We start from the raw sequence: 24,961 nt of genomic DNA, 5'->3' as shown, positions 1-24,961 counted from the left end.
TCCCGACTTCCGCCAGGAGAGACTCATGAATCTACCGCAGAGCCGGCTGACCGCCGCCGCGACAGCCAGTGCGATAGCCCCCGCGACAACTACGGCCCCGGCCAGCAGCCTCTATTCGCCCGAGGTACGTTTTCGCCGCGACTGGCCAGGCATCGGCACCCTCACCCTGCGCCCGCTCGATCTAGACCAGGATACTGACCTCATCTTCGACTGGGTCAGCCGGGAGACCGCCCGTTTCTGGGGCATGAGCAGCGATACCCGCGATCAGGTCGTGGCGTTCTATCGTGAAATGGCGCAGAGCGAAAACGCCCAGGCCTTCATCGGCCTGCACGACGGCCGCCCGGCATTTCTGGTCGAATGCTACGATCCCCGCCACGATCCGGTCGGCGAGCAGTACGTCGTCCAGCCCGGCGACCGCGGAATGCACTTTCTGGTCGCGCCGAAAGCGGCGGCGGCCTCGCCGATACACGGCTTCAGTCAGGCCGTGATCGATACCATCGTGGCATTCCTGTTCAGCGATCCGGGGACGCGCCGCATCGTCGTCGAACCGGACGTCACCAACGACAGGATCCACCCGCTCAACCGCCGGGCGGGATTCGTCTACGAGGGCGAGATCCGGCTGGCGGAGAAGACCGCTCACCTGGGCTTCTGCACCCGCGAGCGGTTCGAGTCTCTGCACGCCTCACAGCGCCGCGACACGGCAACGGCCGAAGCCAGCGCCCATCTGCGGCCCGATCGATGGCACAGCGCAAATCGCGATCTGCTGTGCAAGGCGATCGCCGAATTCGCCCATGAGCGATTGCTTCAGCCGATAGCAGAAACCGATGTCGGCGCGGATGGCTGGGCCAATTACGGCCTCGCCACCGATAGCGATGCCGTCCGCTATCGATTCCGCGCGCGCCGAATGGCACTGGATCACTGGTGGATCGACAAGGAAACGCTTGCCAAGACCCGCGACGGCGCGCCGCAACCGCTGGACATGGCGCAGTTTCTGCTCGAATGCCGGGGGCGGCTGAACATCGCCGCCGACAATCTGCCGACCTACCTGGAAGAGATCGCCAGTACGCTGGCCGGCATGGCCTACAAATTAGGCCGTGACGTGCCGCCGGCCGGCGAACTCGCGCTGGCCGACTTCCAGACTCTCGAGACGGCGATGAGCGAGGGCCATCCCTGTTTCGTCGCCAATAGTGGCAGGATCGGCTTCGATGTGGAGGACTATCACCGCTACGCGCCGGAAGCCGGCGCCGCGATTCGGCCGCTGTGGCTGGCCGCCGCGCGCCACTGCACCGAGTACAGCGCCATCGAGGGTCTCGATGTCGAAACGCTGATCGCCGACGAGCTGGACGCCCCGGTTCGCCAGCGCTTCGAGGCTCGGCTTCGCGAGCTCGATCTCGATCCGGTGGACTACTTCTTGATGCCGGTTCACCCGTGGCAGTGGCGCCACAAACTGGCGATCACCTTTGCCGGCGAGGTCGCCGAGCAGCGTCTGATACTGCTCGGCGAAGCAGACGACGATTACCGCGCCCAGCAGTCGATCCGCACCTGGTTCAATGTCTCGCAGCCTCGGCGCCGCTACGTCAAGTTCGCGCTGTCGATCCTCAACATGGGCTTCATGCGCGGGCTGTCGCCCCACTACATGCGCGGTACGCCGGCCATCAACGCCTGGGTCGAGAACTTGGTCGCAAGCGACCCGGAACTGCAGGCGCAGGGATTCAGCGTACTGCGTGAAGTCGCCACGCTGGGCTATCACCACGCCGCTTTCGAGGCTGCCACGGACAAACAGCATCCGTACCAAAAAATGCTGGCGTGCCTGTGGCGGGAGAGCCCCTATACGCGCATCGCCCCCAATCGGCGGCTGATGACCATGGCCGCGCTGCTTCATCGCGATTCGGATGGCCAGACTCTACTTCCGGCACTGATCGACGCTTCAGGCATCGGCGCACGCAGCTGGATCGAGCGCTATCTAGCGGCCTACATGACACCGCTGCTGCACTGCTTCTACGCCCATGACCTGGTGTTCATGCCCCACGGCGAGAACCTGATCCTGCAGCTCGAGGATCACGCGCCGGTCGGCGCGATCCTCAAGGATATCGGCGAGGAGACCGGCATCTTCGACAACGGCCAGTCGCTGCCGGAAGCGGCCCGGCGTATCGCGGTGGAGGTGCCGGAACACCTCAAGATCCTGTCGATCTTCACCGACCTGTTCGACTGTTTCTTCCGTTTCCTCGCCGAGATCCTGGTGGCGTCGAACCAGCTCCAGGAGGACGATTTCTGGCAGTTGGTCGCGTCTTGCGTGATCGATTATCAGCAGCGGCATCCGCAATTCGACCACAAGTTCGCGCGCTTCGATCTGTTCGCGCCCGAGTTCACGCTGTCATGCCTCAATCGCCTGCAGCTTCGCGACAACCGCCAGATGATCGATCTCGCCGATCCGTCCAAGAACCTGCAGTTCGCCGGTTCGCTTGCCAACCCCATCGCCGCCTACCGGCCGACGAAGGGCGTTGAAAACCAAGGCGGTGAAAACCAGGGCGGGGTAAAGGCCGGGACGCTGACGACGACGAACTAAGTTAGCCGTTACACACAACACTTCACCACCGGGCGCCCGTGAGGCGCCCGGTCGACGAATTGTTGCCAACAGGACTTGTTGCCAACATGACTTATTGCTAATGATTCTCATTTTTGCCATGATCGCGGCACTTTTCCTGGGATGCCATCGGGTCGCCACCATGCGCGAAGTCACTTTCGAGTCTCTCTATCGTCAGCATCATCATGAGCTGCTGGGCTTTCTCAGCCGCCAATTGGACTCTCGCGATCTAGCTGCGGACCTGTGCCACGAGGTCTATCTTCGTCTGTTCAATGCGCCCTCGCGAAGCATGCTCGATAATCCTCGCGCCTACCTGTTTCGTATCGCCCGTAACCTGCTGATCGATCACCGCCGTCGCCAGGTACCGGATCTGATCGCCATCGATGCCCTGGAACCGGTTCTCGTCTGTCCGCGCGCCTGCCCGGAAACCGATGCCTGCCAGCAGCAATGCGTCCATCAACTCACGCGAACGCTGGGCGAACTGCCGGAACGGCTTCGTCAGGCGCTGATCTGGCACCGATTGGAAGGGCTGACCCAGCGCGAGATCGGCCAGCGGCTCGGCGTTTCCGAACGCATGGCTGGGCGCTATATCGCTCAGGCCATGACGCGTTGTCAGGCTGAGCTCGACAGCCTGGATATCGCCTCGTGGCCTGACGTTTAATCGTTGCTCGGGTGGGGATACCACGCCATGCCGATGGCGTGAGGCGAGGTGGGGGAGAATCCAAACTGGGCATAAAGCCGATGGGCCTCACCATCCGCCAGCAGACTGACAAAGGCGTTTTCCGGTGCCTCGCGCAGGATATAGGCGCGAATCTCGCCCATGATCCGCTTGCCCAGGCCCCGCCCTTGATGCACCGGGTGCACGGCGATGTCCACCACCTGATAGAAGCAGCCGCCGTCACCGACGACGCGGCCCATGCCGACGATTTCGCTCTCGTGTTCGCCCGCATTCTCGCCCTGGTGAACGACCTGCACGGCAAACAGGCTCTTGGGTAAACCCACCGCAGCGCCGGCAGCACTGCGCGGTTTCATGCCAGCCTCGCGGCGCAGCCGCATATAGGTCTCGATGTCGGGCGGCTCGAAAATCAGCCGATAAGCGTTGTCATCATGACTGGCGTCTTTCATAACGTGGGATCCGTTCTCGCGTAACTTTTCGGTAGCGCATCTAGAGTGACATCGCCAGGCGACCGCTGCCCGTTCGTTAGCCATCGCGGCGTTCTCGAGGTCGCTTTCAGTAACGGTACCAACAGCCAAAGCAGCGGCGCCAACAACCAGCGATAGACGAAACGAACGACGATCAAGAGCGGCAGCAGCACCACGAACCAGATCAGCAGCTGACTCAGCCAGATCGGCCAACCCAACCACCGCCCGACGTTGGCGCCCAGCGCGCTGACGAGACTGGGATGACGCACGACCACGTAGGCCGTACCGGTGATCGCCGCGACCTTGGCCGCTCTCGACAGGTTGACGAAACGCCCGCCGCCGGCCAGCACGCCACGTCCGGCGGCCCGCACCCCCTGCCCTTCGACCGCGGCGCCGGCACGCACCGCCCGGCCGGCTCGCAGCACCTTGATCGCGCTGGTCATCACCAGCAGATCGACACCGGCCCAGCCAATATCCGTAACGCCGATCGCTTCGCCGCGGCGCCACTGGCTCTCCAGATCACGCAGGCCACTGGTGAAGAAGTCGCCGATGTCGCTCACGACGCGCTCACTCTGCAGCCATTGCACCTCGCCATCGGGGTCGACGACGAATTGCTTGAGGAAATCGTGGCCCTTGGCGTCGAGAATGGCGATGGCAACTTGGCCGCGACGGGCGGGTGTCAACGCTGTCGACGCCGAGCCTTTTTCGTTTTCCGCCTGAGTCGGATTCTCGGTCGGGTTTTCGGTCAGATCGGCCGCGCCCCGGGAATCGCCAGCCTCGTCGGATTCATCGTTCTCGCCCCACCACCGGTCGAGCTGCTCGCTTGCCTGACGATAGCGACTTCCCAGCCAGTGCTGAGCGCGCAGCATGGCAATGTCGTGATCGCGGTAATAGATCACCGGCAATACCGCATCCGCGCCGAATCGCACCAGCACCTTCTGAAATTCCGGATCGAGTCCGTAATCGAGCAGCGCTTCGCGGGCCAGGTCGCCATGATTGCGGATCGCCAACCAGGCACTGGTCCAGAGCGCCGGCTCGTCGGCGTAGCTCATAAAGACCGCATTGATCTCCGGCGACTCGTCGGCCAACGCATCGGCAAGCGACGGCAGCGCGCGCTGGGTTTCCAGTCGAACCATGCGCGGCTCGAAGGGTTCATGGGAGGCCACGGCGGAGAGCACGCCCGCACCGACGAGCGCAAACAGCAATATCGACAACCAGACTTTCATGGGTTCGCGCTCCTGGGAGAGGGATATTCGGCAGTCAATGGACGCTGCCAGGCGATAAACGACGACAGATGTCTTTGATAACCGTTCGTATTTGAATTAGGATTGCCTTCCATCTGTGACCTATCACTCATCGCGAGGTTGCCCCAGCCATGTTCGAAGTCCAATCGGCGAGCTTCGAGATCGCGGGCAAGACGCTGCTCTCGTCTATCGATTTCACCTTCGGTGAAGGCCAGATTTACGGTCTGATCGGACACAATGGTTCCGGCAAGTCGACGCTGCTCAAGCTGCTCGCGCAGCAGCAGGCGGTCAGCCACGGTGGCATCCAGCTCGATGGCCGGCCGCTATCACAGTGGAAACCGCGCGAGTTTGCCCGTCACGTCGCCTATCTTCCGCAACATCTTCCCAGCGCCGAAAACCTCACCTGCCGCGAGCTGATCGGCTTTGGCCGCTATCCCTGGCATGGCCTGCTGGGGCGCCTCACCCGTCACGATCACCAGCAGATCGAACGGGCCATCGCCCTGACCCATACCGAAGCCTTCGCCGACCGCCTGGTCGATACGCTCTCCGGCGGCGAGCGCCAACGCGTGTGGTTAGCGATGTTGCTGGCTCAGGGTAGTCGCTATCTGCTGCTCGATGAGCCGCTGGCCGCACTCGATATCGCCCATCAGGTCGAAGTGCTGGCGCTGGTGCGCAAGCTCTGTCGCGAGCTGGGCCTCGGCGTGGTCATCGTGCTTCATGACGTCAACATGGCGGCGCGCTACTGCGATCATCTGGTTGCGCTGCACAGTGGCAAGCTGCTCGCCGAGGGCGCACCGGCCAGCATGATGAACGATATCAACCTGGAAGCCATCTACGGCATCCCCATGCGAGTCATGAACCATCCCGCCGATGCCTGCCCCATCGCAGTGCTGCAGTAGCCGCGACGCCGACACCTATCCCTGATCGACATATGGCCTGCCGGTAAGCGATAGCACTGGACGCTCGCTACCATAGACAGGATGCTAACCTTTAGCGCAAGGCCTTGTGCGCTCGGCCAGCCGTGCTTTGCCTTCCGATTCGCCTCCTGTCTGCGAGCTTGTCATGCTGCAACCCGTTTCCCGCCAGAGTGATCTGACCCTCGAGTCCGAACAGACGCCGCCACGTCCGGCGGATGTCAGCACCCTCGCCCCATTGGGGATACCCGCGTTCCGGATGATCTGGATCGCTAACCTGTTCGCCAACCTCGGCGTATGGGCGCAGTCGGTGGCGGCGGCCTGGGTGGTGACGTCGAACGACGGCGGCGCGGTGGCAGTGGCGATGATCCAGGTCGCGGCGGCGCTGCCGTTGGTGCTGATGTCGATCGTCACCGGGGTGATCGCCGACAACTACGATCGCCGCAAGGTGATGCTGTTCGGCCTGGGCATCGAGGTGCTGGGCGGCGTGTTCGTCACTCTGATCGCGTTTCTGAATCTCCTCTCGCCGACCTTGCTGATCGTCTCGATTCTGTGCGTCTCGATCGGTGGCGCGATTACCACGCCGGCCTGGCAGGCCGCGGTCAACGAGCAGGTGCCGCGTAACCTGGTCTCGAGCGCCGTACTGCTCAACAGCGTCAATTACAACGCTGCCCGTGCCATCGGCCCGGCCATCGGCGGGTTGCTGCTGGCGGCGGTGGGGCCGTCGTGGATCTTCCTGCTCAACGTATTCTGTTTCTGCGGGCTGATCGCGGCACTGTGGCGCTGGAAGCGTGCCGTGCTGCCCAAGTCCCTGCCACCGGAGCGCATCTGGGAAGGCGTCAAGGCGGCGCTACATTTTGTCCAGTACTCCAGCGTCACCCGGCTGGTGATGATGCGCTCGTTCATCTTCGGCATCTCCGCCAGCGCGTTATGGGCGCTACTGCCGTTACTGGCCCACCAGCATCCCAGCGGCAGCGCCTCGCTCTACGGCTACATGCTCGGCGGCCTGGGCATCGGCGCCATTGCCGGCAGCACGTTGGTCAACGGGGCCCGCCAGCGAGTCGGCAGCAGCCGCCTGATCAGCTTCGCCGCGATGACGCTGGGCGTGGTGATGCTGGCACTCGGCGGCCTCGATACTCTGTGGGTACTGTTTCCGGCGCTCATCGTCGGCGGCAGCTGCTGGATCGCCGCGGTGGCCTCCTACAACTCCTCGGTCCAGATACTGGTGCCGGACTGGGTCAAGGCTCGCGCCCTGGCGCTGTATCAGACCGCGCTCTACGGCGGCCTCACGCTGGGCTCGCTGCTGTGGGGGCAATTGGCGGAAGGGCTGGGCGTGCAGATGGCATTGATGCTGGCTGGCGCCCTGCTGATCATCTCGGCGCTGTTGCTGCTGCCCTCCAAATTGCCCGATCTGGACGCCAGCGATCTGGTCGAGGCGCCCGAGGCGCACACCGACAGACCCGACTTCGACTTCAATCCGGCGCGCGGATCGGTGATGGTGACGGTCGAATACCTTATCGACAGCGAACATCTGCGTGAATTCGCCCGCGCCGTGCGACCGCTGCGAAAACTGCGGCTGCGCAACGGCGCCAAACGCTGGTCGCTCTACCGCGACACCGTCGATCGCGATCTGTGGCAGGAGGTCTTCCTCGTCCCCAACTGGCTGCAGCATCTGCGCATGCTGGACCGGCTGACGCTGGCCGACCGCGCCATCATCGATCGGGTCACGGCACTCCACAGTGGTGCGACGGCACCGCACCTGCGCTACGGCGTCAGCTATCGCTCGTCGCGGTATGCCCAGCCGGCTTTGACGCCGAACCAGACCCGACCACCCGCCGAGTCTTCGGCTGATTTCGCCTCGGCCGATTCGTCCACATTCAACACGACCGCACCCTGGCCCCAGGAGAGAACATGATCCAGGAAAGCACGAAAAGCCCCCGCGAAACCCTGCTCGAGGTATTCGGCTTTCCCGCGTTTCGCGGCGCACAGGAAGATGTCATCGAGCGAGTGATAGAGGGCCGATCGACGGCGGCGATCTTCGCCACCGGCGCCGGAAAATCGCTTTGCTATCAACTGCCGGCATTGCACCTGCCCAATCTCACATTAGTGGTCTCACCGCTGCTCGCTCTGATGCAGGACCAGTTGGCGTTCCTCCAGCGTCACGGCGTGGCGGCGGCGAGCCTCGATTCGACCCAGGATCGCGACACTGCCCGCGAGATCATGGACCGCGCCCGCAGCGGCGAGCTGAAGATCCTGATGGTCTCGGTGGAGCGCCTCAAGAACGAGCGCTTTCGCCACTTCCTGCGTCAGATCGCCATCTCGCTGCTGGTGATCGACGAAGCGCACTGTATTTCCGAATGGGGTCACAACTTCCGCCCGGACTATCTCAAGCTGCCGGATTACCAGCGAGAGTTCGACATTCCTCAAGCGCTGCTGTTGACTGCCACGGCGACCCCGGCCGTGATCACCGATATGCGAGACAAGTTCGCCATCGCGGCGGAAGACGTCATCACCACCGGCTTCTATCGCAGCAACCTCGAACTGCTGGTGCATCCGATGGAGGCCGAAAGCCGGCTGCCAGCACTGGCCAAGTGGCTATCCCCCCAGCAGCAACCGACGTCCGGATCAGGGTCAAAGTCGGAAGCACCCACCATCATCTACGTCACGCTGCAGCACACCGCCGAAGCGGTAGCCAGCTCGCTCGCCAATCAGGGCCTCGCGGTACGCGCTTATCATGCCGGGCTGGACAGCGAAACCCGGGATCAGATCCAGCGCGGTTTCATGAATGGTGACATTCCCTGCATCGTTGCCACCATTGCCTTCGGCATGGGCATCGACAAGGGCAACATCCGCAACGTCATTCACTACGATCTACCCAAGTCGATCGAGAACTACAGCCAGGAGATCGGCCGCGCCGGACGCGACGGCAACCCTTCGCGGTGTCTGACGCTGGCCGGCCGCGACGGCCTGCGCGTGCTGGAGAACTTCGTCTACGGCGATACCCCGGAGCGAGACGGCATTCGCCACGTACTGACCGAAATTGCCGATGCCGGCCAGCGGCCGGAGCGCCAATGGCCGGTATTGCTCAACACGCTATCCCGCGACAGCAACGTTCGTCTGCTGCCGTTGAAAACCCTGCTGGTCCGGCTCGAGATGCACGGCGTCATTGCACCGCGCTTCGCCTATCTGGCCGAATATCGGCTGCGCTATCTCGAAGAGCCGGCCAATTTGATCGCCCGATTCCAGAGCGAGCGCGCCGATTTCGTGCGCCTGCTGGTGGACAACATCACCATCGCCAAAACCTGGGGCACGGTGGATTTCGAGCGGCTCTACGACGCCGGCGTTACCGCGGAGATCGATGCCTCGCGCTCGCGCGTCATCTCCGCCCTGGAGTACTTCCAGGACAAGGGCTGGGTGGTACTGGAAGGCAAGCGCATGACCGATGTCTTTGAGGTGTGCCAGCTCGATTTCGACGTCGATGCCTTGAGCAAACAGCTCTTCGCCGAGGCCGAAAGCCGCGAGGGTGCCGAGATCGAGCGGCTGCATGCCATGGTCGACCTGTTCGAATCCGAGACCTGCCTGACACGTCGGCTAGCCGCCTACTTTGGCGATAGGCAGTTCGAACACGATGACGCTCCAGCGGACATCGGCCAGAACGTCCAAGTCGCCCGAGACTGCGGCCAGCCTGTTCAAGCCGCCCGAAACTGCGGACATTGCTCGGTCTGCCACGGCCGCATCGCTCGCCTGCCCGCCGCGCCGGCACTGCCGCCCCTGACCGATACCGATTTCGAGCGGCATGCCCGGCCGCTGATCGAACGCCATCGTGAACAGCTCGGAACGGCACCCGGCGCGCAACGCATCGCCCACTTCCTGTGCGGACTCACGATGCCGATCTTCACTCCACTCAAGGCGCGCCAACTCGGGGGCTTCGGTCTCTACGAAAAGCGGCCCTATCCCGAAGTCAGGGCATGGGTCGAAGGACAGATAGCCCACGCGGGTTGAGGCGCTGCTGCCGATCTCGGCATCGAATCCCTACCAGGTTCGGCTAATTCACCTTGTCGATCTCGCCATTCTCGAATACTGTATATTAAAACAGTATTCGAGACGACTCACGGGATTCAGTGCATGGAACTGATCGACAAGCTCTCCATCCTCGCCGATGCCGCCAAGTACGATGCTTCCTGCGCGAGCAGCGGCGCACCCAAGCGGTCGTCCCGCGGCAAGGAGGGTCTCGGTTCCTCGAACGGCATGGGGATCTGCCATAGCTTCACCCCGGACGGCCGCTGCGTCTCCCTGCTCAAGGTGCTGCTGACCAACTTCTGCCTTTTCGACTGCCAGTACTGCGTCAATCGCCGCTCGAGCAACGTGCCCCGCGCGCGTTTCACACCGGAGGAAGTCGTCCGCCTGACGCTATCGTTCTACCGCCGCAATACCATCAGCGGATTGTTCCTGAGCTCCGGCATCATTCGCTCCAGCGACTACACCATGGAGCAGATGATTCAGGTGGCCAAGTTACTCCGGGAGACGCATCAATTCCGCGGCTACATTCATCTCAAGGCGATCCCGGAGGCGGACCCCAAACTGCTTGAAGAAGCCGGGCGTTACGCCGACCGGCTAAGTGCGAACATCGAACTGCCGACGCTGACCAGCCTGAAGACGCTGGCGCCGGAGAAAGAGCTCGGCACCATCCATGCCGCCATGGGCCATATGCGCCAGGGAATCGACGCCGCCAACGACGATGCCCGACAGGATGCCCGCCAATCGGTACGCAGCGGCAACTCCAAGCGTCAGGCTCCACGCTATGCACCCGGCGGCCAGAGCACGCAGATGATCGTCGGCGCGGACGCCACCGATGACCGTACGATTCTGAAGTCCGCCCAGCGCCTCTATCGGGATTTTCGCCTCAAGCGCGTCTATTACTCCGCGTTCAGCCCGATTCCCGAGCGTCCGGCCGGGCTACCTCAGGCGGCGCCACCGCTGCTGCGGGAACATCGGCTGTATCAGGCCGACTTCCTCATCCGCAGTTACGGTTTTCAAGCCGAGGAGCTGCTGAACGCGCCGGGGAATCTGGATCTGGAGATCGACCCCAAGCTGGCCTGGGCATTGGCTCATCGCGATGATTTTCCGGTCGATCTCAATCGCGCCGAACCGGCAATGATCGCTCGCGTGCCGGGCATCGGCCTGCGCAGCGTGCAGCGGCTGGTCGATCTGCGACGACTACGGCGCATTCGCTATCTGGATCTGGTCGCACTGCGCTGCCGACTAGACACCTTGCGTCCGTTCGTCATCACGCAGGACTACCGCCCCACCGATGCCTGTCAGGACAGCACCCGTCTGCGTCAGAGCCTGACCGCACCCCAGCCTGCCCAGATGGCGCTGTGGTAGCGCCGAATAGAATATTGGAGACAGCACGAAGGAGATCTCACCATGCGCAGCGCCCCGATATCCTCGGCGCCATGCGTTGCCTGGGCCAACGATTTCGACGAATGGCGCGAGCAGGCTCGCCGGCTGCTTCAGGCCGGCACTCCGCCGGCCAGCGTCACTTGGCACGATGGCAACGACAGTCATGACGACCTGTTCTCGTCGCCGAGAGCATTGGAAAACCCGCCCTCCTCTCGGAAGCCATCTTCGACACCGATCCGGATCGGTCGCGACCAGTTGACGCTGCTGCGGAATGCCGCGCGCTATCGCACCCAGGATTACGATCAGCCGCGCTGGCCGCTGCTGTATCAGGTCCTGTGGCGCTTGGCGCGAGGCGATGCCGCGGCGGCGCATGCCGCCGACGCGGACGGTCGCGTTCTGCATCAACGCTGGCATGCGGTGAAGCGTGAAGCGCATCACATGCATGCCTTTCTGCGATTTCATCGACGTGATGACGCGCTGGGAGAGCGTTATATCGCCTGGTTCGAGCCCGCGCATGACGTGCTCGACCTGGGCGCGGAGCACTTCGCCGATCGCATGGGCGGCTCGCGCTGGATCATCGCGACACCACAGGGTGGCGCGAGCTGGAATGGCTCGGTGCTCGATTATCGCGATCCCTGCCCAGCGACCTGGGCCAGCGAGGCGCGGACGGCAGCCGCTCGGACCTCTGCTAGCCACACCAGAGTCGACGACGATCACGCACTCTGGCGCACCTATTTCGTCAGCACCTTCAATCCGGCCCGGCTCAATCACAAGGTGATGACCCAGCACATGCCGCAGCGCTTCTGGCGTCACCTCAGCGAAGGCGATCTGATCCCGGCCATGGAAGCCAAGGCGCGTCACGGCGGACAACGCCTGGCGCAGGAGTCGAGCGTGGGGCAGCGTCGAGGCAAGGCGCTGCCGCCCCGCAGGGAAGCGCAGGACGGCGCGCGTGATCAAGCGCAGGGCGTGGCAAAGAGCTAAGTGCACGTCGGTAAGCCTCTAGCGACCACTCCGCGCCAAGCGTTGCAGACGGATACCAAATCGCCACAGTCCGTTTCCCCGCCCCGGCGACAAGCTGAGTAGGATCGTCGCGTTTTAAAATCGCGGCGCCGTTCCACGCTGTCGCCCACCAGGGAAGAGTCCATGATTCGTGTCGACTCCAGCATCACCGCCGATGAACTCGAGCGGATCATCAACGAAGAAGCTAACCGCGATGAAACGGTCAAACTCGGGTCGGGCGAATATCGCTTCGATCACGCCCTGACCATCGCCCGTTCCGACGTGTCTCTGGTAGGCGAAGGTAGCGCCAATACTCGGCTGACATTCACTGGTGACGCATTTGAAGAGGACGACGACAACGCGATCCTGGTTACTGGTGGCACCAAGAAAAGCATCGGCAAGATTGAATCCGACGTCGACGCGGGCGAGACCGTGCTCAAGCTTGATGATGCCGACGATCTGAAGGCTGGCGATACGATTCGCATCGCTCAGGACAACGACACCGAATATCTCGACGAGATCGATGACCATGACTGGCGCGAGCTCGATTCACCACTGCGTACCAGCATGGCCAAGGTCACTGCCGTTGATGGCGACTACGTCACCCTCGATCGTGGCGTGCATTTCGACTTCGACCATCACCGGGCAGAAGTGACCCACGTCGACACTGCCGACGATGTCTCGTTGCGGGGCTTTTCGGTGGGCTTCCAGCTCGGCGAGCCGGATGGCAGCGAGTTCGACAACCAACTCGATTCACTTTCCCGTTATCACGCGATCGAGTTCGCCGACACCACGGACGGCGAGCTCGACGACGTCGCGATCATCGACGGCCCCTCGACCGCCTTCGAGTTCTCCCGATCGCTGGACATCGATGCCGACTCGCTGACCGCGAACGGTAGCTTCAACAAGGGCAGCGGCGGCAACGGTTATGCGTTCGAACTGCGAGAGAGCTACGACGGAGATTTCGATGACCTGAACGACAGCGGCATGCGTCACGGCGTGCTTTTCGCCTCCTGGCATTCTTCCGTCGGTAACGATATCGAGGTCACCCGCACCGACCGCGATATCAATTTCCACGGCGGTAGCGATCACGACAACCGCGTTCACGTCGATCATTCAGACCGCGATCCGGACAACGACGAGATCTCGACCACGCTATGGGTCAACGCAGGGGAATCCTTTGGTGCCCCGACCGACATGTCGACCAACGAGGTGACCTTCGGCGACGTAGTCGGTTCACGCCGCGATGACATCGTTCGTGGCGACGATGATGGCGTGACGCTCGATGGCGCCCAAGGCAACGATGAACTCCACGGCGGTGACGGCGACGATGTGCTCGATCCGGGGTTCGGCTGGGGCGACAACTGGCTGGACGGTGGCGCCGGTGAGGACGAGGCGCATTTCGACGGCGCTCGCGACGATTACGTCATCGAGCGCCGGGATGGCAAGGTGCAGGTGGAGGGTAACGGGATCGAGGCGACGCTGGTCGATATCGAGAAGATCACCTTCGACGATGAAGAGATCGCGCTCGACGGATAGTCCTAGGGACAACCCTATGGTTAGCTAGACGGCTCGCGCGGCACTCAGGCATCGATTCGCGCCACCGCATCCCGACTCGCCAGCTCGCGCTCGTCGCCGGTCAGCTCGCGTAGATGACCGTCACGCATCTCCAGCAACCGATCGGCATGAGTGAAATAGTGATCGTCATGGCTGATCGCGAAGACCGTAATACCTAGCTCTCTAAAGCGTGGCATCAGTTCACGATAGAAGGCACGGCGGAACTGCGGATCCTGATCCGCGGCCCACTCGTCCAGCAGCAGAATCTGGCGCTGTTCGACCAGCGCCATCAGTAGCGCCAGACGTTTGCGCTGGCCCTGGGAGAGTTCGGTATCGAGCACCTTGCCTTCGTCGAGCTGCAGCTTTCTGGCCAGTTCCAGCGTCTGTAGCCAGTTGTCCAGCAGCGCGGGGTCGGCATCACCGCCGCGCGGGCCCATCAACCGATCGAACTGATGAAAGTCGGTATAGACCGCTGAAAAGCGCTGCCGGTAACGGTGCCAGTCCGCTTCGCCGATGATTTCGTCGTCGATGCGTATCTCTCCCGAGTGCGGTCGGTAGAGCCCGGTCAGCAATTTGGCCAGCGTCGACTTCCCGCTGCCATTTCCGCCGATCAGGTAGACCTGCTCGCCGCGCTCCAGACGCAGATTGAGCGGCCCGACGGGAAATCCTTCGCGCCCGGCCTTGGCCGGGTAGCGATAGGTAATGTCGCGCATCTCGAGCGTCTGCCATTCACTATGAGTCTCGACCAGATCGAAATCGGCCTGATATTCGGCTAGCGACAGCTCCCTCAGCTTGTCGAACGAGACCTGGGCGGTGATCAGCGTGGGCGTCGCGCCGACGGCCTGGATCAGAGGTGAACGCAGAAACAGCAGCGTCAGCGAAAACGTCGCCGCCACCGCCGTATTCGACCAGCCCAGACCGTTGGCCAGAAAGAACACCACGCCGATGGCCCCCAACATCATGATGTTGGTCCAGTTGCCCGCGCTCAGATGATAGGTATCAGCGCGAATGATGTGATCACGATAGGTTCGCGCGTCGGCGTCGTAGACCTCTTCCAGCAGGTGCCGGGCGCGATCCCGATTGAGCGCCAGCTCCTTGCGTCCGTGGAGAATCGTCTCGTAATCCTGGTAGAGCCGGCTATCGGTGGCACGGGTAATTCGAATGTGGTGATAGACCTTGGATACCAGCCACCAGCCGATCAGCATGGTGACGGCGATCCAGATCGCCGTCACCATCAGCAGCGGCGGCGAGAGCCAGAATAGATATGCCACGGAAGCCAACGTGATCACGACCCCCTGAACGAGTTCCGGCAGACGCACGAAGGCGATGGTCACATTGCGTATATCGCTGGAGAGACACGACAGCAGATGCGCGCTACCGAGTTGCTCGAGACGTTCGATATCGGTGTCGAGAATGCGTTTGATCAACCGACCGCGCAGCTGGTAGACGAAGTGGTGGCCCAACGTGGTCAGCGCCAGTTGGGAACCGAGCGTGACTGCCAGCAACAACGCCACCAGAGCGATAAACGGCACCAGCGCGGTCATGGCACTGATTTCACCGCCGCCCGTTTCAGTCACGATCAGGTAGTGGTTGATGAAGGCGATGACGCCGATCCCCAGCGCCGCACTCAGCAGGCTGAGCAGCATGACGCCGATGAACGGCCAGCGATAATGGCGAAAGACGACGCTCAGTAGTTCCATTCGGATTCCGTAGCCAGCGATTGAGCTCACTCGTGGCAGCGAAAACGACTCTCCTCACGCTGAATTTCGCGGCGGAAGCGAGGTCGGAAGCGCTTGTCAGGCATCGAGCGAGAGAGGCGGCGCCGAGTGGTCGACGGCAGACCGCAGGCGCGAATGATTCTGATCTTCACTGACGAAGTCAAGCCGCGTCGACGTTCGTGCTCTGTCTGAGTGTCCTGTCTCGACCCCGTCAGGCGATCACTCCTCGCTATCGGAAAACATCATCTGGATTCGCGAGCGCAGCCAACGTTCGGCGGGGTCGTTGTCATAGACGCTCTGCCACACCATGCTCAGCGGCGACGGCGCCCGCTCCAGCGGCATCTCGTCTACCCGCAACCCGCCCTGGGAAGCCAGAACGTCTGCGGCGTAGTCCGGCACCGTGGCGACCATGTCGGTGTCCCGTAGCAGCGAGGCCAGGCTGTTGAACTGGGGCACGGCAAGCACGATCCGCCGCTTGCGCCCTTGCTCGGCCAGCAGTTCATCGACGTAGCCGTCGAGATTGCCGTCGAACGATACCAAGGCATGCGGCCGCTTGCAGTATTCGTCCAGCGTCAACGCCCCGGGGCGACTATCCGCCCGCAACACCTTGCCGCGACTGTGACGCAGAATCTTCTGCTTCGCATTGGCCGGCAACTCCCGCGCATAGCCGGCGGCCACGGTGACTTCACCGGTGTTGAGCAGTTGCGGCATCAAGTGGAAGTCGGCGCGCCGGACGACCAGCACGATACCCGGCGCTTCGGTACGCAGCCGCTTGAGCAGCGCCGGCAGCAAGGCAAACTCGATATCGTCGGTGAAGCCGACTCGAAACACGGCGTCGCTGGTCGCCGGATCGAAGTCACTGGTCCGGCTGAGGACGTTGGAAATGGCATCGAGGGCGGGTTGCAGCTGTTCATAGATCTGCTGCGCACGGGCGGTCGGGACCATCTGGCGCCCGGTACGCACCAGCAACGGGTCGCCGAAGACATCCCTGAGCCTCGCCAATGCCGCACTGGTCGCGGGCTGACCGATGAACAGCCGCTCCGCGGCGCGCGAGACGCTGCGTTCCTGCATCAGGGTCTCGAACACGACCAGCAGTTTGAAATCCACCCCACGCAGGTCACTACGATTCATGCATGCCCTCCCTTCAGCGAGTGGCAACGCTCACTCGCCCCTTCCAGAACCTGACGACCACGACCGTCTTCGCAGGCGCCGTATCGATAAGCGTTATAACCACTATCGATCCCCGAGCATAGTGTTTACCGGTCATCGTCGATAGAGTCAGGGGCAAGCCCTGGATACATTGAGGTGCACAATGTCACGTGCAATACAATTTCAGCGTTTCGGCGATGCCGACGTACTGGAAATCATCGAGCGCGACGACCCACAACCCGCCGCAGGGGAAGTGCTGGTCGAGGCGGAAGCGCTCGGCGTCAACTGGTACGACATCATGTGGCGCCGCAACATGGCACCCACCGAAGCCAAGCTGCCGGCCGGCTCGGGCACCGAAATGGCCGGTACGGTGGTCGCCGTTGGCGCAGGAGTGACCGCCTTTTCGCTGGGCGACCGGGTCGCTTCGATCCCCGCGTTCGACCCCAACCAGTATAGGGCACACGCCGAGCGCGTGCTGCTGCCGGCCGAAGCGCTGATCGCCTACCCGACCTGCCTGACGCCTGCCGAAGCTAGCGTTCACTACGTCTCGTCGTTGATCAGTTGGCTCGGCTTTCGCGAGGTCGCCGATCTTCAGCCCGGCGAAACGGTGCTGATCACAGGCGCCTGCCACATCGGCGGCCCGTACGCCGTACAGATTGCCCGAGCGCTGGGTGCCCGCGTCATCGCCGCGACGCCGCACGCATCGGCGGTCGATTACCTGAAGTCGCTGGGGGCCGCTGCGGTCATCCATACCGAAAGTCAGGACCTGGTATCCCGGATCGACAAGCTCACCGATCACCATGGCGTCGATGTGGTGCTCGACGCCCTTGGCGGCCCGCAGATGAACCTGCTGGGCGATGTGCTGGCGACTCGCGGACGACTGATTCTCTACGGTCTGATGGGGGGAAACCAGACCACGTTCCCGGCTCAGGCGGCCTTTCGTAAGAACATCCAGTTCCATGTGCATTGCCTTTCCAACTTCAGCGGCAAGCCGGAACTGGGAATTCCCCAGAATCGCGAGGCGCTGGACCGGGCCATCGCCGACGTCGATCGAATGACGCGCGTCGGCGAACTCAAACCGCAAATCGACTATCGCTTCCCATTCGAGGAGATCATCGAAGCGCATCGCTATCTGGAAACCTGCGCCAATCACCATGGCCGTATCGTGGTGGAAATGACCTGATCGATGCCCGGCTCGGTGAACAGGATCGACAATCTCGCATTGCCAGCCTGCTGATGGATTGACGACAATATAGCTTCCCACTTTTGTCGTAATCATTTCCAAGGACGCTGGATGCTTGCTCAACTGTTCGCGGTCATGGCCCCGGTGCTGGTTGGTGCAAGCATCGGGTTTGGCTGGATTCGCCTGGGATTCAGCTATCCCACCGAATTCGTCACCAAACTGGTGTTCAATATCGGTACCCCGGCACTGGTGTTGGCTTCCCTGGCCAACGCCGAGGTCGACCCGGACATCTTCGGCCGTACGCTCGCCACCACGTTTCTGGTACTCGCCGGGATGGCGCTGGCGAGCTTCGGCGTCGCCAGACTGCTGGGCAAGCCCTGGCAGGTCATCATCTCACCGATGATGTATCCCAATGCCGGCAACATGGGCCTCCCCGTGTCGCTCTACGCATTTGGTCATATCGGCTTCACTTACGCCATGGCGGCCTGGGTCGCCAACGCGCTGATTCAGTTCACGGTCGGCATGATGATGGCCACGCGCGGCAATCCCTGGAAGGCGCTGGTACGCAATCCCACGCTATATAGTATCTTCATCGCGTTGACGCTGATGCTGACCGGTACTCATCTACCGATGTGGCTTGGCAATACCGTTCACCTGCTGTCGGGCCTGACGATCCCTTTGATGCTGATCACCCTGGGCGTTTCTCTCGCCAGCATGCAGGCGCACAACCTCTCATCCGGCTTTCTGTTCACCCTGTGCCGCGTGCCCATTGCATTGGGCCTTTCCTTCGGCATCGCATCCTGGCTCGGCTTGCCCTCGGTAGCTGCCAGCGCGGTGGCACTTCAGATGAGCATGCCGGTTGCCGTCTACAACTATCTCTTCGCCCAGCGCTCACGCCGTGAACCCGAATACGTCGCCAGCCTGGTCTTCTGTTCGACCCTTCTGGCCTTCATCTATCTGCCGCTGGAACTGGCCTTCATGCTGTAGCGGCTCGTTGCCACGGCTTGCAAAAGTGAATCGAACAACTATATTACAAAGTGTAATCTCTAGAAATTTACAGGATTACAGTGAGTTGTAAGCAAAAAAGCCGCAAGGCAAGGAGATTTTGATGCAAAACCTGTCATGGAAGCAGACACTCGGCGTGGCCACGCTGGCAGCCAGCAGCGTAATGATGTCTCAGGCCGCTATGGCTCAGGACGATCAGGATTCGCAGAGCCGTCAAGGTCTCTACTCCGCCGATGAACTGATGGACGCAGACGTATACCTCTCCAGCCAAAAGGACGAAGACATCGGTGATGTCGAAGACATCCTGCTAGGCGAAGACATGAGCGTCCAGGCGCTGGTTGTCGAAGCGGGTGGCATTCTCGACATGGGTGACAAGGATTTCGTCGTCAAGAAAGGCGATTTTACGGTTGAAACCCAACACGACGACGACCTCGATGACATCGAATATCGCATCGTGCTCGACCTGGACAAGGACGAGCTGAAGCAGCAGCCCGAGTATGATAACGACTGGTGGAACCAGGCCAGACAGCAGGCCGCCGATGCGTGGGAAAACACCAAGCAAGGGGCTTCCAGCGCTTGGCACGATACCAAGACTGCAACATCCAACCTGCTGAACGATGCCAGCGATGCGATCGACAACAATTGATCACGTAACGAACTCCAGCACTGGCACAAAAAAACCGCCGACTCGATGTCGGCGGTTTTTTATATGAACGATCCTTGGCACTGTAAACTACAACATCAAACGTCCAAGGCCGCCACTGAGGCGCTTTTACTGCTGGGGCTGTTGCACCATACCCTTCACACGCTGCATCAGCTGAGGATCCTGCTGAATAGCTTGGCCGATGGAATTGAATTTTTCGACATCCATCCCGCTATCATTGACTGCCTCGACCATCTCGTCGTTGGCTTTCTGGCGAATCTTCTGCTGATCGCCTTCATCGGATGCATTTTGCAGCTTCTCGGTATAATTCTGGGAAATCGAAGCGATTTCCTGAGAAGCGTCGGCGAACTGCTGCAGTTCCTCGTCAGAGAAATTCTTGGCAGGTGCCTGAGACTGGGACTGCGGAGCACTGTTCGCGTTGTCCTGTGCCATGGCCGCGGTGCTAGCCATACCTGTTGTCATCAGAGCTGCCGCGATGATTGCAGTGATCCTTTGCATGAAGACCTCCAAAAGTTCTCGTTTATGCGTGTGCCTATCTGTGATGCCACATGACGTGGTGAGTTCCCCAAGAAATGTGTCGTCAGGCAATTTAATGTTGCCGTAAGAAAGCCGCACAATCAAAGAGCGTTCGGAAAATTGTCGGAGAAAAGCTCATTCCAGCCACTCGATGATCGACCGTATGCCGAGACGCACTCGTTCCAGCACCGGCAGTGCCATTGGCTGATCATACCGCTGTGGCGGATGCATCAGCAGCGTCTCACCCTCGAAGTCGACGTAGGCCAGGCGAGCCGTGAGCTGAGCAGGATCGCAACCGAATGCACTCCCCGGCAGTAACGCGACACCGGTCTCCGCCAGCAACCTTGCAGTCAGCTCGGCGCTGGTCGTGATACCGCGCTCGGCCAGCGTTGCTCGATGCGCTTCGAAATCGGGGAACAGGTAGAAGCCACCATCGGGGAGATGGACGCGGATATCCGCCGCGTGAAGCTGGGTTGCACACCAGTGGCCGATCAAGCTCAGCCAGGCTCGCTGACGGTCGAGATACTCGGTCAACTCGGGCGTGATCCGATAAGCAACGCAAGCCGCTTCCTGAACGGGGCTGGCAACGCTCGACCAGGTCTCCGAGGCGATACCCAGAAGACGCGCGAATATCTCGTCTCCCAGTGCTTCGGGTACATGCATCACGCCCAGCCGCCACCCGCCAGCGCCACACCATTTCGACAGCCCGCTGGTCGTCACCGTCCCCTCGGGATAGTCGCGCGCAAAAGCCCGGTGAGCGTCCTCGTGCGTCAGCGGCCCGTAGATTTCGTCGGCCAGCACGATTACGCCATGGCGCCGCGCCACCTCCGCCAGTGCCAGCTGCGTATCGACGTCCGGCGATAGCCCGGTAGGATTTCCGGGCGCGTTGAGTATCAACAACCGCGTACGGTCGCCACCTTCCCGGCAATGCGTCTCCAGCTGCTCGGGCGTGATCTGCCAGCGCGTCTCGAAATTTGCCGCCAGCTTGATCGCCGTCTGTCCCGCCAGACGCGCCTGCGGCGCATAGGAAACCCAGGCCGGCGCAGGGATCAGGATTTCTGCGGCCGGTAGCGCCTTGATCAGGGCAAACAACAGCAGTTTACTGCCGGGTCCGATCAATGTCCGCGAGGCACTCCAGGTGACGTCATCCAGTTCGCCATGGAAAGCGGCTACTCGCTCTCGCAGCGCGGGCAGGCCCTGCACGGGTAAATAGGCCTTGTGATCGGCGTGATCGGCCAATGCCTTGACCGCATGCCCGTAAACCGGAAACGGCGATTGGCCGAAACCGAACTTGATGACTCTTTCACCGCGAGATTCCAGCCATCGTGACTGCTCGTTGATCAATAGGGTGTCAGATGCCGGCGTGGCATTGGTGTCATCCAGGTAGTCGCGATTCAACAGGGCGGCGGCGAGCCCTTGGCGAGCGGTCATGACGGAATATCTCCTGATGTGGCGAAAGGGTATGGCAAAAGTGTCTCAGAGCAGATCGATCACTCGATCTGCCAGCGAGCGATCAAGGCTTCACGACGGCGGATCGAAGACACTGCGTCACCGCCCATTTCATGGGCCATATGGGACAGCAGCATCTCGATCACCACGAACAGGCTGCTCATGGGATTGAAGAAGAACGGGCCTTCGGCGGACGCCAGCAACGTCATCTCGGTCATCATGGCCAGCCGTGCCGAAGCATGATTGGTCAACGCGAGCAGCTGGGCTCCCTGCTCGAGCGCCTGCCGGCAATAGTCGACGCTGACACGGGTCTCGGGTCGATAGCTGATGCCCACCACCAGGTCGCCCTCCCCCAGTTCCCGCACCGCTTCGAGATTGATGCCGCCCAGCGAGTCGATCAGGCGCACGTCACTACGCAGATAACTCAGGTAATAGGAGAGATATTGGGCCCCCGCGAAGCAGGCACGCTGGCCGACGACATGAACTCGGCGTGCGTCGATCAGCGCGCGAGCGGCACTCGCCAGCATTGTCTCGTCAAGACCTTCGGCGGTCCGGGAAAGATTGCCCATTTCCTCCTGCCATAGCGCCTGCTGCTGGACCGGATGCTGGCCATCCTTGGGAATCTGGCCGAGATCGAGCAAGCGCTCTGCGCGGGTCGAGTAGAAAGCACCATTGGTGGCATCGGCGCGGAACAGTGCCTGAAACGCCTTGAATCCAGGCAGCCCCAGGGCATGCGCCAGACGAGTCAAGCTGGAGGCATTGATGCCATGCTGCTCTGCCAGCGCCGAAATGCTGAGCGTCGCCGCTGACTCCGGTGCCGCCAGCAGTTGTTCCAGCAGCTTGAGTCCACCGGGTGTCAGCCTGGGTGCCTGCGCCTCTCCTCGCCGCGCGGCGATCGCCAGCGCCTGCAGGGCGGCAATCGATGTCGGAGGCATATCGAAACCTTCGTGATCGGCCATGAGCTATCCCTCTGCTTCGAATGAGTAAGATTATTCCTTTTGCCACACTAATAGCAAATTAATTTTCAATAATGATATTTTATTTTCACTCCTGGTATCGCCACTCTTCGACTGCCGACTCAGCATGAACACCTCTCCCCTTCACGAGTCACAAGGTCTACAGTACGCCTAAACGACACTCCGGAGACGCCCATGAAACGTTGGTTGAGGAACGGTGCACTGGTGGCAGGCACTCTTTTCGTGACGAGCGCCATGTTCGCGGCAAGTGCCCAGACCCAGTCAAACGACGGCAAGAATCCCGCCAATCCGCTGATCACCGACAAATGGAACTTCCGCCCGCTGATCCTGGTAACGCCGGACGCCGAGCAACCGGCCTACCGACATCTGCGCCAGCAGCTCGACGAGACCCAGGACCAGTTCACCGACCGTGACATGCTCCTCTATACGGTCGAAGGCAACAGCGGCACTCGTCACGGCCAGCCGATGACGCCCTACGAGACGCAGGCCCTGCTGGAGGCGTTGGGAGTCAGCCCGGACCAGGGCGTCACGACGATTCTGGTTGGCAAGGATGGCGGCAAGAAAGTGCAGCAGCAGGGTGATGTCGAGTTGCAGGACATCTACAGCACGATCGACAGCATGCCGATGCGTCAGGCCGGCAATGACTGACCGGTGGTCTGACTGATCGGCAAGCGCCCGCCGCAGCGAGCACTTGTCGTGGCCGGATTCCTCGATGCGCGGCTTGGTGCGTCCTCGCCCGATGCCGATTCCGCGCTATTGCCAAAGGGCGAGCTGGTGCCGATAACGCGTGCGTGCCTGGTGAGGTGTCACTGGCGAGAGCCTGATCGTCGTTCCGGGGGCGCACTGTCCCAGACGCGCACAGGCGATAGGCGACAATGCGCCCAGGCGTGGATAACCGCCGATCGTCTGACGATCGTTAAGCAGAATGATCGGCTGCCCGTCCGGCGGGACCTGAACGGCACCGAGCGGAATCCCCTCCGACACCATGCCTCCCATCTGACAACGCAGTTCCGGGCCGGTCAGCCGCACGCCCATGCGATCGGCGCGGCTATCCACTTGCCATGCCTGGTTGAACGCGGCGAACAGACTGGCGCCATCGAAGTGCGCGATCTGCGCGCCGGTGACCAATTCGAGTACGGCCTCATCTTGCGGCATGGCCGCTACGGACGGCATGTCCCGAGTCTCCGACGATGCCTTGGCGGCGACCAGACGATCACCGATCTGAAGCGCGCTGCCAAAACCGTCGAGACCGCCCAATTGTTCGCGGGCGACCGTCGACAGGCTACCCATGAACGGTTCGGCACCGATCCCACCCGGCAAAGCCAGATAAGCGCGCAGGCCGGCTTTGGGCTGGTCGAAAGCGAGAACCTGGCCCTGCTCGAGCATGAAACTGCCATTGGTCGCCAGCGGCTCGCCATCCCGCGTGGCACCCAGATCGGCGCCCGCAATGGCAAGTCGAAGCGTTCGTTCGGCTTTCAGCACCAGACCGCCAATGGCAATCTCGATGCCCGCAGCGCCAGGGGCGTTGCCCAACATCCAGTTGGCCCACCCCAGCGAAATCCAATCCAATGCGCCGCCCTGCGCGACTCCGAGGTGACGGACACCGAAGCGGCCGGCGTCCTGGATCAGGGCCAGCGGCCCCGTGCGCTCGACGACAAGGGAACCGCTGGTGGCTCGTGTCGTCTGCTGCGCTGTCTGCATGTCTTTTGATGTCGCCATCAGCGCTCCTCCAGCGGCGTGGTGTCGCCGCCCTGTTCGATGAACGCCTCACGGCTGATGGGCTCGAACCGCACGCGGTCGCCGGGTCGGAACAGACTGATTTCGTCGCGCTCGCGATCGAAAAGCTTGACGGCGGTGCGGCCGAGAATGTTCCAGCCACCCGGCGATCGCATCGAGTAGATCGCCGTCTGACGTTCGGCGATGCCCACGCTGCCCGCGGCCACTTTCTGACGCGGCGTCTTTAACCGCGGCGTCGCCAACGCTTCTTCGATCATGCCCATGAAGGCGTAACCAGGTGAGAACCCCAATGCAAAAGCGCAGTAGTCGCGGCCGCTGTGGCGACGCACGATCTCGTCGGTGTCGACATTTCGTCGTTCGGCAATGCGGGAGAGCTCGGGGCCGACACTGTCGTCATACCACACCGGAATACGATGCTCACGCCCTGCCGCGGTGGAAGCCGGCTGCAGATTCTGCAGAGCTTCCCGAATCAGGCGGCTGGCCTCGATCTGAGACAGGGTCTCGACGTCGTAATGCACCAGCAGCGTGGTATAGGACGGCACCAGATCGATCAACGCCTCGCCGAGACGTTCGCGTAGCGCCTTGTCGGCGGCCAGAATCCACGGCATGTGCGCCTCATCGATGGCATCGAACAGCCTGACCATTAACGCGTCCATGCCGACCGTTTCCATTCGAAAAGAGTTCGAAAGCACGGGGGAAGGCGATAAGTTCATGCGTCG

The 24,961-nt window shown here is 61.9% G+C and carries 21 protein-coding genes; 12 read left to right on the top strand and 9 right to left on the bottom strand.

Going from position 1 to position 24,961, the window contains the following annotated elements; translation table 11 throughout:
• Nucleotides 1-25: 25 nt before the first annotated feature.
• Nucleotides 26-2,566: a GNAT family N-acetyltransferase gene (locus DOM27_RS16165; protein ID WP_110657511.1), complete on the top strand. Its 2,541-nt coding sequence runs from the start codon at nt 26-28 to the stop codon at nt 2,564-2,566.
• A 100-nt stretch (nt 2,567-2,666) separates the two neighbouring features.
• Nucleotides 2,667-3,245 carry an RNA polymerase sigma factor gene (locus DOM27_RS16160; protein WP_245392764.1) on the top strand — a complete coding sequence of 193 codons (579 nt, stop codon included), beginning with the start codon at nt 2,667-2,669 and terminating at the stop codon, nt 3,243-3,245.
• Here DOM27_RS16160 and DOM27_RS16155 read toward each other — a convergent pair.
• Together DOM27_RS16155 and DOM27_RS16150 are read right to left on the bottom strand one after the other, a co-directional pair.
• Nucleotides 3,242-3,709 (bottom strand): GNAT family N-acetyltransferase, encoded by a 468-nt coding sequence (locus tag DOM27_RS16155; protein ID WP_110657509.1) that lies wholly within the window; start codon nt 3,707-3,709, stop codon nt 3,242-3,244. The genes DOM27_RS16160 and DOM27_RS16155 overlap by 4 nt on opposite strands.
• Nucleotides 3,706-4,953: a hypothetical protein gene (locus DOM27_RS16150; RefSeq protein WP_188113738.1), complete on the bottom strand. Its 1,248-nt coding sequence runs from the start codon at nt 4,951-4,953 to the stop codon at nt 3,706-3,708. Before DOM27_RS16150 ends, DOM27_RS16155 begins: the two co-directional genes overlap by 4 nt.
• Nucleotides 4,954-5,102: 149 nt before the next feature.
• Between DOM27_RS16150 and DOM27_RS16145 the strand changes: the two genes are divergently transcribed.
• The 6 genes from DOM27_RS16145 (at nt 5,103) to DOM27_RS16120 (ending at nt 13,826) form a co-directional block, all read left to right on the top strand.
• Complete coding sequence (locus DOM27_RS16145) at nt 5,103-5,870, top strand: ABC transporter ATP-binding protein (RefSeq protein WP_110657507.1); 768 nt, start codon at nt 5,103-5,105, stop codon at nt 5,868-5,870.
• A gap of 163 nt (nt 5,871-6,033) precedes the next feature.
• Nucleotides 6,034-7,800, top strand: coding sequence for an MFS transporter (locus DOM27_RS16140; protein WP_110657505.1), 1,767 nt, complete (start codon nt 6,034-6,036; stop codon nt 7,798-7,800).
• Nucleotides 7,797-9,887 (top strand): RecQ family ATP-dependent DNA helicase, encoded by a 2,091-nt coding sequence (locus tag DOM27_RS16135; RefSeq protein WP_110657503.1) that lies wholly within the window; start codon nt 7,797-7,799, stop codon nt 9,885-9,887. Before DOM27_RS16140 ends, DOM27_RS16135 begins: the two co-directional genes overlap by 4 nt.
• A gap of 123 nt (nt 9,888-10,010) precedes the next feature.
• On the top strand, nt 10,011-11,270 hold the full coding sequence (locus DOM27_RS16130; protein WP_110657501.1) for a putative DNA modification/repair radical SAM protein: 1,260 nt from the start codon (nt 10,011-10,013) through the stop codon (nt 11,268-11,270).
• A gap of 42 nt (nt 11,271-11,312) precedes the next feature.
• Nucleotides 11,313-12,269: a TIGR03915 family putative DNA repair protein gene (locus tag DOM27_RS16125; RefSeq protein WP_110657499.1), complete on the top strand. Its 957-nt coding sequence runs from the start codon at nt 11,313-11,315 to the stop codon at nt 12,267-12,269.
• Between the two features lie 162 nt (nt 12,270-12,431).
• Nucleotides 12,432-13,826 carry a calcium-binding protein gene (locus DOM27_RS16120; protein ID WP_110657497.1) on the top strand — a complete coding sequence of 465 codons (1,395 nt, stop codon included), beginning with the start codon at nt 12,432-12,434 and terminating at the stop codon, nt 13,824-13,826.
• Nucleotides 13,827-13,870: 44 nt separating this feature from the next.
• Here the strand turns inward: DOM27_RS16120 and DOM27_RS16115 are convergent, their stop codons facing one another.
• The gene (locus DOM27_RS16115; RefSeq protein WP_110657495.1) at nt 13,871-15,544 is read right to left on the bottom strand and encodes a multidrug ABC transporter permease/ATP-binding protein; all 1,674 of its coding nucleotides are present in this window, start codon (nt 15,542-15,544) and stop codon (nt 13,871-13,873) included.
• Nucleotides 15,545-15,781: 237 nt separating this feature from the next.
• Nucleotides 15,782-16,693 (bottom strand): LysR family transcriptional regulator, encoded by a 912-nt coding sequence (locus DOM27_RS16110; RefSeq protein ID WP_110657493.1) that lies wholly within the window; start codon nt 16,691-16,693, stop codon nt 15,782-15,784.
• Nucleotides 16,694-16,874: 181 nt separating this feature from the next.
• On the opposite strand from DOM27_RS16110, the gene DOM27_RS16105 reads away from it, so the two are divergent.
• The 3 genes from DOM27_RS16105 to DOM27_RS16095 all read left to right on the top strand — a co-directional run bounded on the left by DOM27_RS16105 (nt 16,875) and on the right by DOM27_RS16095 (nt 19,545).
• Nucleotides 16,875-17,894, top strand: coding sequence for a zinc-dependent alcohol dehydrogenase family protein (locus DOM27_RS16105; protein ID WP_110657491.1), 1,020 nt, complete (start codon nt 16,875-16,877; stop codon nt 17,892-17,894).
• Nucleotides 17,895-18,005: 111 nt separating this feature from the next.
• The gene (locus tag DOM27_RS16100; RefSeq protein WP_110657489.1) at nt 18,006-18,881 is read left to right on the top strand and encodes an AEC family transporter; all 876 of its coding nucleotides are present in this window, start codon (nt 18,006-18,008) and stop codon (nt 18,879-18,881) included.
• Between the two features lie 121 nt (nt 18,882-19,002).
• Nucleotides 19,003-19,545: a PRC-barrel domain-containing protein gene (locus DOM27_RS16095; RefSeq protein WP_110657486.1), complete on the top strand. Its 543-nt coding sequence runs from the start codon at nt 19,003-19,005 to the stop codon at nt 19,543-19,545.
• A gap of 126 nt (nt 19,546-19,671) precedes the next feature.
• On the opposite strand, the gene DOM27_RS16090 is transcribed toward DOM27_RS16095, so the two are convergent.
• The 3 genes from DOM27_RS16090 to DOM27_RS16080 form a co-directional block, all read right to left on the bottom strand.
• Complete coding sequence (locus DOM27_RS16090) at nt 19,672-20,061, bottom strand: DUF4168 domain-containing protein (RefSeq protein WP_110657900.1); 390 nt, start codon at nt 20,059-20,061, stop codon at nt 19,672-19,674.
• A 153-nt stretch (nt 20,062-20,214) separates the two neighbouring features.
• Nucleotides 20,215-21,510 carry a pyridoxal phosphate-dependent aminotransferase gene (locus DOM27_RS16085; RefSeq protein WP_110657484.1) on the bottom strand — a complete coding sequence of 432 codons (1,296 nt, stop codon included), beginning with the start codon at nt 21,508-21,510 and terminating at the stop codon, nt 20,215-20,217.
• A gap of 59 nt (nt 21,511-21,569) precedes the next feature.
• Nucleotides 21,570-22,487, bottom strand: a complete 918-nt coding sequence (locus DOM27_RS16080; protein ID WP_110657481.1) for a MurR/RpiR family transcriptional regulator — start codon at nt 22,485-22,487, stop codon at nt 21,570-21,572.
• Between the two features lie 192 nt (nt 22,488-22,679).
• Here DOM27_RS16080 and DOM27_RS16075 point away from each other — a divergent pair, with 192 nt between their 5' ends.
• Complete coding sequence (locus DOM27_RS16075; RefSeq protein ID WP_245392763.1) at nt 22,680-23,153, top strand: DUF4174 domain-containing protein; 474 nt, start codon at nt 22,680-22,682, stop codon at nt 23,151-23,153.
• Between the two features lie 105 nt (nt 23,154-23,258).
• Here the strand turns inward: DOM27_RS16075 and DOM27_RS16070 are convergent, their stop codons facing one another.
• Entirely contained in the window at nt 23,259-24,224 is a 966-nt protein-coding gene (locus DOM27_RS16070) for a 5-oxoprolinase subunit C family protein (protein WP_245392762.1), read from the bottom strand.
• Nucleotides 24,224-24,955 carry a 5-oxoprolinase subunit PxpB gene (pxpB, locus tag DOM27_RS16065; RefSeq protein ID WP_110657480.1) on the bottom strand — a complete coding sequence of 244 codons (732 nt, stop codon included), beginning with the start codon at nt 24,953-24,955 and terminating at the stop codon, nt 24,224-24,226. Before pxpB ends, DOM27_RS16070 begins: the two co-directional genes overlap by 1 nt.
• Between the last annotated feature and the right edge of the window lie 6 nt (nt 24,956-24,961).

This window comes from Salinicola halimionae, assembly GCF_003206065.1.
GTDB lineage: Bacteria > Pseudomonadota > Gammaproteobacteria > Pseudomonadales > Halomonadaceae > Salinicola > Salinicola halimionae.
The sequence above is the reverse complement of the archived record's forward strand: the minus strand, read 5'-3'. Positions and strand labels throughout refer to the sequence as shown.

Bases quoted from the DNA above. Each gene is read 5' to 3' on its own strand.
- DOM27_RS16165 (WP_110657511.1), top strand. From the start codon at position 26: ATGAATCTACCGCAGAGCCGGCTGACCGCCGCCGCGACAGCCAGTGCG.
- DOM27_RS16160 (WP_245392764.1), top strand. From the start codon at position 2,667: ATGATTCTCATTTTTGCCATGATCGCGGCACTTTTCCTGGGATGCCAT.
- DOM27_RS16155 (WP_110657509.1), bottom strand. From the start codon at position 3,709: ATGAAAGACGCCAGTCATGATGACAACGCTTATCGGCTGATTTTCGAG.
- DOM27_RS16150 (WP_188113738.1), bottom strand. From the start codon at position 4,953: ATGAAAGTCTGGTTGTCGATATTGCTGTTTGCGCTCGTCGGTGCGGGC.
- DOM27_RS16145 (WP_110657507.1), top strand. From the start codon at position 5,103: ATGTTCGAAGTCCAATCGGCGAGCTTCGAGATCGCGGGCAAGACGCTG.
- DOM27_RS16140 (WP_110657505.1), top strand. From the start codon at position 6,034: ATGCTGCAACCCGTTTCCCGCCAGAGTGATCTGACCCTCGAGTCCGAA.
- DOM27_RS16135 (WP_110657503.1), top strand. From the start codon at position 7,797: ATGATCCAGGAAAGCACGAAAAGCCCCCGCGAAACCCTGCTCGAGGTA.
- DOM27_RS16130 (WP_110657501.1), top strand. From the start codon at position 10,011: ATGGAACTGATCGACAAGCTCTCCATCCTCGCCGATGCCGCCAAGTAC.
- DOM27_RS16125 (WP_110657499.1), top strand. From the start codon at position 11,313: ATGCGCAGCGCCCCGATATCCTCGGCGCCATGCGTTGCCTGGGCCAAC.
- DOM27_RS16120 (WP_110657497.1), top strand. From the start codon at position 12,432: ATGATTCGTGTCGACTCCAGCATCACCGCCGATGAACTCGAGCGGATC.
- DOM27_RS16115 (WP_110657495.1), bottom strand. From the start codon at position 15,544: ATGGAACTACTGAGCGTCGTCTTTCGCCATTATCGCTGGCCGTTCATC.
- DOM27_RS16110 (WP_110657493.1), bottom strand. From the start codon at position 16,693: ATGAATCGTAGTGACCTGCGTGGGGTGGATTTCAAACTGCTGGTCGTG.
- DOM27_RS16105 (WP_110657491.1), top strand. From the start codon at position 16,875: ATGTCACGTGCAATACAATTTCAGCGTTTCGGCGATGCCGACGTACTG.
- DOM27_RS16100 (WP_110657489.1), top strand. From the start codon at position 18,006: ATGCTTGCTCAACTGTTCGCGGTCATGGCCCCGGTGCTGGTTGGTGCA.
- DOM27_RS16095 (WP_110657486.1), top strand. From the start codon at position 19,003: ATGCAAAACCTGTCATGGAAGCAGACACTCGGCGTGGCCACGCTGGCA.
- DOM27_RS16090 (WP_110657900.1), bottom strand. From the start codon at position 20,061: ATGCAAAGGATCACTGCAATCATCGCGGCAGCTCTGATGACAACAGGT.
- DOM27_RS16085 (WP_110657484.1), bottom strand. From the start codon at position 21,510: ATGACCGCTCGCCAAGGGCTCGCCGCCGCCCTGTTGAATCGCGACTAC.
- DOM27_RS16080 (WP_110657481.1), bottom strand. From the start codon at position 22,487: ATGGCCGATCACGAAGGTTTCGATATGCCTCCGACATCGATTGCCGCC.
- DOM27_RS16075 (WP_245392763.1), top strand. From the start codon at position 22,680: ATGAAACGTTGGTTGAGGAACGGTGCACTGGTGGCAGGCACTCTTTTC.
- DOM27_RS16070 (WP_245392762.1), bottom strand. From the start codon at position 24,224: ATGGCGACATCAAAAGACATGCAGACAGCGCAGCAGACGACACGAGCC.
- pxpB (WP_110657480.1), bottom strand. From the start codon at position 24,955: ATGAACTTATCGCCTTCCCCCGTGCTTTCGAACTCTTTTCGAATGGAA.